General features: G+C 66.4%; 8 protein-coding genes. 5 read left to right on the forward strand and 3 right to left on the reverse strand.

Going from position 1 to position 8,755, the window contains the following annotated elements:
- Positions 1-160: 160 nt before the first annotated feature.
- From GTW51_RS16605 to GTW51_RS16620, 4 genes are all read left to right on the forward strand, one after another.
- On the forward strand, positions 161-1,969 hold the full coding sequence (locus GTW51_RS16605; RefSeq protein WP_163045149.1) for an ABC transporter ATP-binding protein: 1,809 nt from the start codon (positions 161-163) through the stop codon (positions 1,967-1,969).
- Positions 1,970-2,003: 34 nt separating this feature from the next.
- Positions 2,004-2,819 carry a 4-hydroxy-tetrahydrodipicolinate reductase gene (gene dapB / locus GTW51_RS16610; protein ID WP_203566132.1) on the forward strand — a complete coding sequence of 272 codons (816 nt, stop codon included), beginning with the start codon at positions 2,004-2,006 and terminating at the stop codon, positions 2,817-2,819.
- A gap of 44 nt (positions 2,820-2,863) precedes the next feature.
- Positions 2,864-3,484, forward strand: coding sequence for a 2,3-bisphosphoglycerate-dependent phosphoglycerate mutase (locus tag GTW51_RS16615; protein WP_163045150.1), 621 nt, complete (start codon positions 2,864-2,866; stop codon positions 3,482-3,484).
- A gap of 83 nt (positions 3,485-3,567) precedes the next feature.
- Positions 3,568-4,116: a formaldehyde-activating enzyme gene (locus GTW51_RS16620; protein ID WP_163045151.1), complete on the forward strand. Its 549-nt coding sequence runs from the start codon at positions 3,568-3,570 to the stop codon at positions 4,114-4,116.
- Between the two features lie 31 nt (positions 4,117-4,147).
- On the opposite strand, the gene GTW51_RS16625 is transcribed toward GTW51_RS16620, so the two are convergent.
- Positions 4,148-5,053, reverse strand: coding sequence for a bifunctional helix-turn-helix domain-containing protein/methylated-DNA--[protein]-cysteine S-methyltransferase (locus GTW51_RS16625; RefSeq protein WP_163045152.1), 906 nt, complete (start codon positions 5,051-5,053; stop codon positions 4,148-4,150).
- A gap of 73 nt (positions 5,054-5,126) precedes the next feature.
- Positions 5,127-5,624 (reverse strand): DUF2244 domain-containing protein, encoded by a 498-nt coding sequence (locus tag GTW51_RS16630; protein WP_163045153.1) that lies wholly within the window; start codon positions 5,622-5,624, stop codon positions 5,127-5,129.
- A gap of 114 nt (positions 5,625-5,738) precedes the next feature.
- On the opposite strand from GTW51_RS16630, the gene nth reads away from it, so the two are divergent.
- Complete coding sequence (gene nth / locus GTW51_RS16635) at positions 5,739-6,548, forward strand: endonuclease III (protein WP_163045154.1); 810 nt, start codon at positions 5,739-5,741, stop codon at positions 6,546-6,548.
- A 120-nt stretch (positions 6,549-6,668) separates the two neighbouring features.
- Here the strand turns inward: nth and GTW51_RS16640 are convergent, their stop codons facing one another.
- Positions 6,669-8,597: an ATP-dependent helicase gene (locus tag GTW51_RS16640; protein WP_163045155.1), complete on the reverse strand. Its 1,929-nt coding sequence runs from the start codon at positions 8,595-8,597 to the stop codon at positions 6,669-6,671.
- Positions 8,598-8,755: the final 158 nt, after the last annotated feature.

Here is an 8,755-nt window from a genome sequence, read left to right on the forward strand (position 1 = left end):
GAGCGACTGCCCTTGCCCGGCGCGGCAATATTGCCGCAAAGCGTCCGCTCCGCCCATCGAAGCGTGCGAGGCGGATAGGCATCCGCCGCCTCTATGTTTATAGACCGGCGATGAAACCGACCGACCGATTGCGGAGCCCTCGCCCGGCGTGAAGAAATCCATGTCCCTGACGAAGCCCGACGAGCGCGGGCTGGTGGTCCGGCTGCTGAAGCGGATCATCGCCGAAAACGGCCGGCTGTTCCTCCGGCAGTATTCGGTTGCGATCGTCTGCCTGGTGCTCGTCGCCGCAACGACGGCCTTCCTCGCCTGGATCATGCGCGACGTCATCGACGAGATCTTCGTCAAGCAGAACCGCAGCGCCATCGTCACCCTGCCGGTCGTCGTGTTCCTCGCCTTCGCGGTGCGTGGCCTGGCGACCTACGGCCAGGGCGTGATCCTGGCGCGGATCGGCAACAACATCGTCGCGCGCTACCAGCGGCGACTCTTCGCGCATCTCACCGAGCTGTCGGTGGATTTCTTCTCGGAGAACCGTTCGGCGCATCTCGCGGCCCGCATCAACCAGAACGTCTCCGGCATACGCGACACGCTGAACCTCACCGTCACGACGCTGGCGCGCGACGTGCTCAGCCTGATCTTCCTGGTCTTCGTGATGATCTATCAGGATCCGGTCCTCTCCGGCATCGCGCTGCTCGCCGGGCCGCCGATCGCGCTGATGATCGGCGGGCTCGCCCGCAAGCTGCGTTCCGCCACCCGACAGTCGATCGACCTCAATGCCCGGGTCCTCGCGTCGATGCAGGAGGCCGCGCAGGGCATCTCGGTGGTGAAGGCCTTCACCATGGAGAAGCCGCTGCGCGAGCGGATCGAGCGGCTCATCGTCGCCGCCGAGGAGCGCTCCAATCGCATCGCGACCATCACCGAGCGCACGACGCCGGTCACCGAGATCGTCGCCGGCCTCGCGATCGCCGGGGTCATCGCCTATTCCGGCTACCGCGCCATCGTCTACGGCTATTCGCCGGGCTCGATGTTCGCCTTCATCACCGCGCTGCTCTTCGCCTACGATCCGGCGCGCAGGCTCGCCAAGCTGCAGGTGCAGCTGGAGCGGGCGCTGGTCAACGCCCAGATGATCTACGAGATCCTCGATCTCGAGCCGCGCCAGTCCGACCGGCCCGGCGCGCCCGAACTCGCGGTGACAGGCGGCGAGGTCGTCTTCGAGGATGTCGGCTTTTCCTACTACCGGAACGAGCCGGTGCTGCGCGGGCTCGACTTCGTCGCCCCGGCCGGCAAGACGACCGCCGTCATCGGCGCATCGGGCGGCGGCAAGTCGACCCTCGTCGCGCTCCTGCAGCGCTTCTACGACGTCGAAGCAGGGCGCATCCTGATCGACGGCCAGGACATCAGCACCGTCACCAAGCGGTCGCTGCGCCAGAAGATCGCCTATGTCCCGCAGTCGCCGTATCTGTTCGAGGGCACGATCCGCGACAATATCCGTCTCGGTCGGCCGGACGCCACCGACGCCGAGATCGAGGAGGCGGCGCGCCTCGCCCAGGCCGAGGAGTTCATCGTCACCCAGCCGAACGGCTACGACACGCCGCTCGGCGAGAACGGCGTGACCCTGTCCGGCGGCCAGCGCCAGCGCCTGTCCATCGCCCGCGCTCTGGTACGCGACGCGCCGATCCTGCTGCTCGACGAGGCCACTTCGGCGCTCGACACGCGGTCCGAGACGCTGGTGCAGATGGCGCTGGAGGAGGCTTCGCGCGACCGCACGGTGATCGTCGTGGCCCACCGGCTCTCGACCATCGTCGGGGCCGACCAGATCCTGGTGGTCGACGGCGGGCGGATCGTCGAGCGCGGCACGCATGGCGAGCTTGTCGATCGGCAGGAAGGCCACTATGCCCGCTTCTACGGCCTGCAGGGGCGCGAGGGACGCGACCCGGCGGCGCGGGCGCTGGCCGACACAGTCCGGCCCTGACGCGCATCGGCCGAACGAGGGAGGGGAGCCCGCAATGAGCGAGATGAGACTGGTCGTGCTCGGCGCGGCAGGCCGCATGGGCCGCACCCTGGTCGAACTGATCGCGGCGACGCCGGGCGCGCGCCTCTCCGGCGCGCTCGACCGGCCGGATTCGCCGGCCATCGGCAGCGACGCCGGCACGCTGGCGGGCCTTGCCCCGCTCGGGGTGATCGTCACCAGCGATGTCGACGCAGCCCTCGACGGCGCCGACGGCATCATCGACTTCACCGCGCCTTCCGCCTCGGTCGCCTTCGCGGCGATCGCCGCCGAAAGGCGCCTCGTCCACGTCATCGGCACCACCGGTCTCGGGCCTGACGACGCCGCCGCCATCGCCGAGGCGGCGACGCGGGCCCGGATCGTCAAGTCCGGCAACATGAGCCTCGGCGTCAATCTCCTCGCCGGGCTGGTCGAGAAGGCCGCACGGGCCCTCGGGCCCGACGCCTTCGACATCGAGATCCTCGAGATGCACCATCGCCACAAGGTCGACGCGCCCTCCGGCACCGCGCTGCTGCTCGGCGAGGCCGCCGCCAACGGCCGCGCCATTGACCTCGCCGAGGCCAGCGTGCGCGTCCGCGACGGCCAGACCGGGCCGCGCGCCGAGGGCACGATCGGCTTTGCCACGCTGCGCGGCGGCTCGGTGGTCGGCGAGCATTCGGTGATCCTCGCCGGCGAGGGCGAGCGGCTGGTGCTCAGCCACATCGCCACCGACCGCGCCATCTTCGCCCGCGGCGCCGTCCGCGCCGCCCTCTGGGCCAACGGCCAGGCGCCCGGCCTCTACGGCATGCGCGACGTGCTCGGCCTGACCGACTGACGCCCCTCTCCAGCTTCCGATCCCAACCACAAAGGTCCGCCGCGATGTCCCGAACCCTCGTCCTCGTCCGCCACGGCCAGAGCGAATGGAACCTGAAGAACCTCTTCACCGGCTGGAAGGACCCCGACCTCACGGAAAAGGGCGTCGAGGAGGCGAAGGACGCCGGCCGCAGCCTGAAGGAAGCCGGCCTCATTTTCGACCTCGCCTTCACCAGCGAGCTGTCCCGCGCCCAGCGGACGCTGGCGCTGATGCTGGACGAGCTCGGCGCACCAAGCCTGCCGACGATCCGCAACATCGCCCTCAACGAGCGCGACTACGGCGACCTGTCCGGCCTCAACAAGGACGACGCCCGCAAGAAATGGGGCGAGGAGCAGGTGCATGTCTGGCGCCGATCCTACGACGTGCCGCCGCCCGGCGGCGAGAGCCTGAAGGACACCGGCGCGCGGGTCTGGCCTTATTACATCCACGACATCCAGCCGAAGGTGCTGGGCGGCGGCACGGTGCTGGTCGTCGCGCACGGCAACTCGCTGCGCGCCCTCGTCATGGCGCTGGACGGGCTCAGCGGCGAGGAGATCGTCGGCCAGGAAATCGCCACGGGCGTGCCGATCCTCTACCGGCTCAACGCCGATTCGACCGTCGCCGAGAAGGTGGTGATGGAAGGCTGAGACTCCGGCCGCCGTCTTTGAATGCGCGCGCCAGGGGTGTTAGGCACCCATCGGGCGCCGGAAACAGCTGAGAGAATGCCATCATGACCGATCGAATCGTGCTTCGCACCGGCGAGGCCCTCGTCGCCGGCGGACCGCCCGGAACCGCCGCCGAGCCGGAAGTCGTCATCGGCGAACTCGACGGCCCGGTCGGCACCGCCATCGCCACGCTCACCGGCGACCAGGTCAAGGGCCACAGCCGCGTCTTCGCGCTGCTCAACACCGACATCATGGTCCGGCCGGTGACGCTCTGCGTCTCCAAGGTCACCGTCGACGATCCGAAATACACCAACATCCTGATGGGCACGGTGCAGTTCGCCATCGCCAACGGCGTGCTCGACGCGGTCAGGGAAGGCATCCTGCCGAAGGACCGGGTCAACGATCTCGGCATCGTCTGCTCGGTGTGGCTCGCGCCGACCATCGTCGACGTCGTCGATCTCGACCACAAGGTGCTGTTCGACATCCACCGCAAGGCGATGACAGAGGCGATCCGCAAGGCGATGAGCAACGAGCCGTCGATCGACTGGCTGCTCGAGAACCAGGAGAAGATCGTCCACAAATACTACCAGATGGGCCTCGACGGGAAGATCTGAGCCCCGCCCGCCAAAGCCCGGCGCGCGCCGTTCAGGGGCGCGCCAGGAGGCCGCATTCCCAGCCGAGCATCGCCCGCTTGCGGGTGATGCCCCAGTGGTAGCCGGTGAGCGCGCCGGCCTTGCCGACGACGCGATGGCAGGGCACGACGAAGGAGACCGGGTTGCGCCCGACCGCGGCGCCCACCGCCCGTGCCGCCTTCGGCGCGCCGATGCGGCTGGCGACCGCCGCATAGGTCGTCGCCTGGCCGAGCGGGATCGTCAGCAGCGCCTCCCAGACGCGGATCTCGAAATCCGTGCCGATCAGCACCACCCGCAGCGGGCGCTCGCACTGCCAGCTTTCCGGCTCGAAGATCCGCTGGGCCAGCGGGCGCGTCACGTCCGGCTTCGGCTCGAACGTCGCCTTCGGCCAGCGCCGGCGCATGTCGTCCAGCGCCGCCGCCTCGCCGCCGTCGCCCGGCTCGGCAAAGCCGATGCCGGCAAGACCCCGCTCCGTCGCCACCACCAGCGCCAGGCCGAAGGGCGTCGGGTGGAAGCCGTAGGAAAGCACGATGCCTTCGCCGCGCGACTTGTAGGCGCCGGGCGACAGCGCCTCGTGCTTGACGAAGAGGTCGTGCAGCCGCGACGGGCCGGAGAGGCCGACCTCCAGCGCCGCGTCGAGCAGCGAGGCGCCGTCGCCGAGCAGCCGCCGGGCATGATCCAGCGTCACCGCCTGCAGGAACGCCTTCGGCGTCAGGCCGGACCAGCGGCGGAAGACGCTGGCCAGCGCCGCCTCCTCCATGCCGAGCGCGCCGGCGATTTCGGCAAGGCTCGGCTGCCGGCGGTAATGCGTCGCGATGAACTCGATCGTGCGGCGGACGACGTCGTAGTCGGACAGCGCGTCGCGGGAGGCGATGGGCTGCAGGGCCGGCTCGAAGGCGGCGGGGGCGATGGACAGCATGGCGATCTCCTTCGTCCCCATCACTGCACGCGGGACCGCCGCCTCGCCACCCGTTTTCCGGCGCGGGGCGCGCTCAATTGCCCTTGGCGGTCGTGAGCGCGCGGGTAAATTCGCGGGCGAAGCTCTCGCGGTCGTCGGGGTTGAGGAAGCTGCCGATCTCGGTCGAGGCGCCTTGCGAATCGACGCTCATCCGCGTGATGCCGATCTCGTCGTGGCGGGCGACGCGGAACTTTGCCCAGAACGGGTTGTGATGCGCCTCGCGCACCTCGCCGCGCGGCGAGATCTTGCGGATCGACAGATCGCTGCGCGACACGGTGACCTCCTCGCGGGCCCTGGCCGAGCGGTAGCTCGCCGTGAACGCCCACCAGACGAGCACGACGTCGAGGCCGAGAAAGCCGAAGACCGGCCAGGCGCCTTGGGCGAGGAACATCGCGCCGCTGCCGAAGCACACCAGCGCGAAGGCCGCCATCATGATGGTGAAGCCGCGCCGCCCAAGCGAGCGATAGGGCACCAGCAGGGCGGCGAAGATCGGCCGCTCCGCGTCCGGACGGTCGTCGACAGTCTCGTTCATCGCGCGCCTCCCGGCCGGCAAGAGGCCCTCTCGAAAGGCCCCGACGGTCCCTGTCCCCAGCGATCCCGGTCAGGGGTGTTTCCCCGGCCGCCGGTCCCGCTGTATGGGACGGTCATGGCAGAGAAGATCGGTCGCCCCACCTCATCGGTCAAGCGCGCCGGCGGCGGCACATCGTCCCGCCCGCCGGGTCGCGCCCCCGCGCGAAGGCCGCGCATCCCCTACAGGCGGGAGGAGATCGCGGAGATCTTCCGCCGCTTTGCCGTCCAGCGCCCGGACCCGCAGTCGGAGCTCGAATACACCAACCCCTTCACGCTGCTCGTCGCCGTGGTGCTCTCGGCGCAGGCGACGGACGCCGGCGTCAACAAGGCGACGCGGGCGCTGTTTGCCGCCGCCGACACGCCGGCGCAGATGGCCGCCCTCGGCGAGGACGCGATCCGCGAGCATATCCGCACGATCGGCCTGTTCCGCACCAAGGCGAAGAACGTCCAGGCCCTGTCCGAGGCGCTCATCGCCCGCCATGGCGGCGAGGTCCCGGCCGACCGCGCGGCGCTGGAGGCGCTGCCCGGCGTCGGCCGCAAGACCGCCAGCGTCATCCTCAACGTCGCCTTCGGCGAGGAAACCCTCGCCGTCGACACCCACATCTTCCGCCTCGGCAACCGCCTCAGGCTCGCCCCCGGCAAGACCCCCGAGGACGTCGAGACCCGCCTCCTCGCCGTCATCCCGCCCCCCTACCGCCGCCACGCCCATCACTGGCTGATCCTGCACGGCCGCTATGTCTGCAAGGCCCGCAAGCCGGAATGCCCGGCCTGTGTGATCGCCGATCTGTGCAAGGCAGCGGAGAAATGGTCGGACGTCCCCGCGCCGCTGGTGGAGCTGGGGGTGGGGATGGCGGTGGTGGGGGATGGGGATGGGGAGATGGGCTGACCGGCAGGTGTGGGCGATCCGGTGGGGTCGCGCACCATATTACACTACGACCTGTACGACGTCATTCGGCGATATTAAGTGGTTCTAATTCCAGGAGAAACATCAGCCTCATACTGCTAGTTATCCGGCGATCGGATCTGGAGCTGACGCCCCCAGCTCTCGAATGAACTGACTGGCGTGGAGAATGGCTTCGCCGTATTGCTGTCGGGCAGGCGTGATGCCCACTGACAGCGCATCTCGTACCGGCATCCGCTGAGAATAGGTGAGGATGAGGGTGCCTGGTTTTCCAGCCTGCGGTGCAGCTTTGACACGCGTGATCCCTACATAGAAAAGGCGGCGCTGCTCCTCAAGATGGCGCGCATGTTCAGCAGGCGGCATTCCGTCCTCGGGAGGCCTTGGCAAGAGACCCTGAACACAGCCAGCGATAATCGTGGCCGGGGAGCTGAGCCCTTTGCTCTTGTGCAAACTCATGATCCTGACATCTTCGATTTCCGTCGGAATCTCCGGCTGAGCGATTGCAGCAACAAGCTCGCGGAGGAATTCTTCGCGATCATCGCCAACCATCGTGTCGAGAATGGCGAGCGACAACAGACGGATATCGCGCGTCGAATTTTGTCCGTCGGGGAATAGTAGGTTAACTATGGCGTGAAGGTCGGGAAGTGCTTCAAGGACCCCAAGAGCTTCGACAATCCCCCGGAAGGAGTCCAGAATCCCGCCTGTGTATGGGAGCCGAAGCCCACCTCTTTCGAGCTGCGTCATTGCTTCCCAAGGTGAGATTCCCGAGGTTTCACAATGCTCGCGAATCCGGCGGTAGCCGGAAGCATGCCAATTGCTGCCATTCACACCGACGAGCCAGCGTAGCGCCACACGGTCTTCTCGGTTGACAAAAAGTTTGAGCAGCGCAAAGGCCCGTTGAGCATCATCGTGGCTCAGTTCGGATTCCGCGTAATACGATTTGGTCGGGACTCCCCTCTCTACGAGAGATTCATATAAGGGGGTTCCGAACGCCCTGCTTTGAGTCAGGACGAGAATGTCTCCGGCCGGCGTTCCGCGGGCAATCATCTGCGAGACTAGCTCTGAGACGCCGCTAACCTCTTGCCGGAGGGTTTGATATTGGATGATCCGAACGTCGCCCACACCGTTTTCAGGCATCGGATTGAGGGGGCGCGGAACAGGTCTTTGGACGTTATGCCTTATCAAGCTGTTCGCCATCTCGACGACCCGTGTCGGGCAGCGGCGGCAATCGTCAAGACCAATATCATCGGCACCAGCGTTGACGTTTAGCCACTCTCGAATGCCGTCGGGGTGGGCATGTTTGAAGCTATAAATCGACTGATCGTCGTCCCCAACGATACAGACCTCAGCGGCGCCAGACAGAAGTTCAACGACCCCCTGCTCCGCGCGGTTCAGATCTTGGTATTCGTCGACAAGGATATGACGGAATTCATTCCTCTCTCCTGCCGCCGGATTTGAATGAAGATACTGATGAAGTTGCGGGATGACTTCGCCAATCAACATAGACTCATGAAACTTCAGCCAAGCTAGGAGGTCAGCTTGAAACGCCGCATCGGCCGGTGTCAGTGCATAGCCCGGCTGGTGATGCTGAAGACGAGCCCACGCTGCCTCATATGCCTTCTTAAGCTTATCGACCGCTCGCTTGCCGCCATGGGCCCCCATCAGATCGCAGATGAGTGGCTTAAGCTCAAACTCGTTCAGTGGTCGAGGGACCCGGCCTGTAGCCCCCAATACATGATTCCGCATCAATATTCGCAGAGCTAAGCTGTGAAGCGTTACGCCTTGGAGACTATTACAGCCCGGCACCCCCATACCTGTAAGTTCGCGATGAAGATCTTCTGCTGCAACTCTTGTAAAGGTAACTGGAAGGATTGAGCTTGGTGCGGTGCCGCTTTCAAGAAGTCGAGCGACTCGCCGTTTCATGGCGAATGACTTTCCGGTACCGGGTCCGGCAACCACGCGAACGCGAGAATTTATCGACGCCGCAATCTGATGGGCTGGAGTCGCTGGATCAAGACCGTCGGACCACGCCATGATTACTCCATACGCTTAGGCTCAAGGGCCTTGGAGCGCACCCCGTTTTGACCGAACAGGTGGCATAGCCGATAAGGCATAGGCATCCGCCTATGAGTACGACTATGTCGAAAGCTCCTGATGGCCCGTTTTCTCGGGTTGAAGTAATCACTTCCGTT

Origin of the sequence: Aurantimonas aggregata (assembly GCF_010500835.1) — a bacterium.
GTDB lineage: Bacteria > Pseudomonadota > Alphaproteobacteria > Rhizobiales > Rhizobiaceae > Aurantimonas > Aurantimonas aggregata.

Bases quoted from the DNA above. Each gene is read 5' to 3' on its own strand.
- GTW51_RS16605 (WP_163045149.1), top strand. From the start codon at position 161: ATGTCCCTGACGAAGCCCGACGAGCGCGGGCTGGTGGTCCGGCTGCTG.
- dapB (WP_203566132.1), top strand. From the start codon at position 2,004: ATGAGCGAGATGAGACTGGTCGTGCTCGGCGCGGCAGGCCGCATGGGC.
- GTW51_RS16615 (WP_163045150.1), top strand. From the start codon at position 2,864: ATGTCCCGAACCCTCGTCCTCGTCCGCCACGGCCAGAGCGAATGGAAC.
- GTW51_RS16620 (WP_163045151.1), top strand. From the start codon at position 3,568: ATGACCGATCGAATCGTGCTTCGCACCGGCGAGGCCCTCGTCGCCGGC.
- GTW51_RS16625 (WP_163045152.1), bottom strand. From the start codon at position 5,053: ATGCTGTCCATCGCCCCCGCCGCCTTCGAGCCGGCCCTGCAGCCCATC.
- GTW51_RS16630 (WP_163045153.1), bottom strand. From the start codon at position 5,624: ATGAACGAGACTGTCGACGACCGTCCGGACGCGGAGCGGCCGATCTTC.
- nth (WP_163045154.1), top strand. From the start codon at position 5,739: ATGGCAGAGAAGATCGGTCGCCCCACCTCATCGGTCAAGCGCGCCGGC.
- GTW51_RS16640 (WP_163045155.1), bottom strand. From the start codon at position 8,597: ATGGCGTGGTCCGACGGTCTTGATCCAGCGACTCCAGCCCATCAGATT.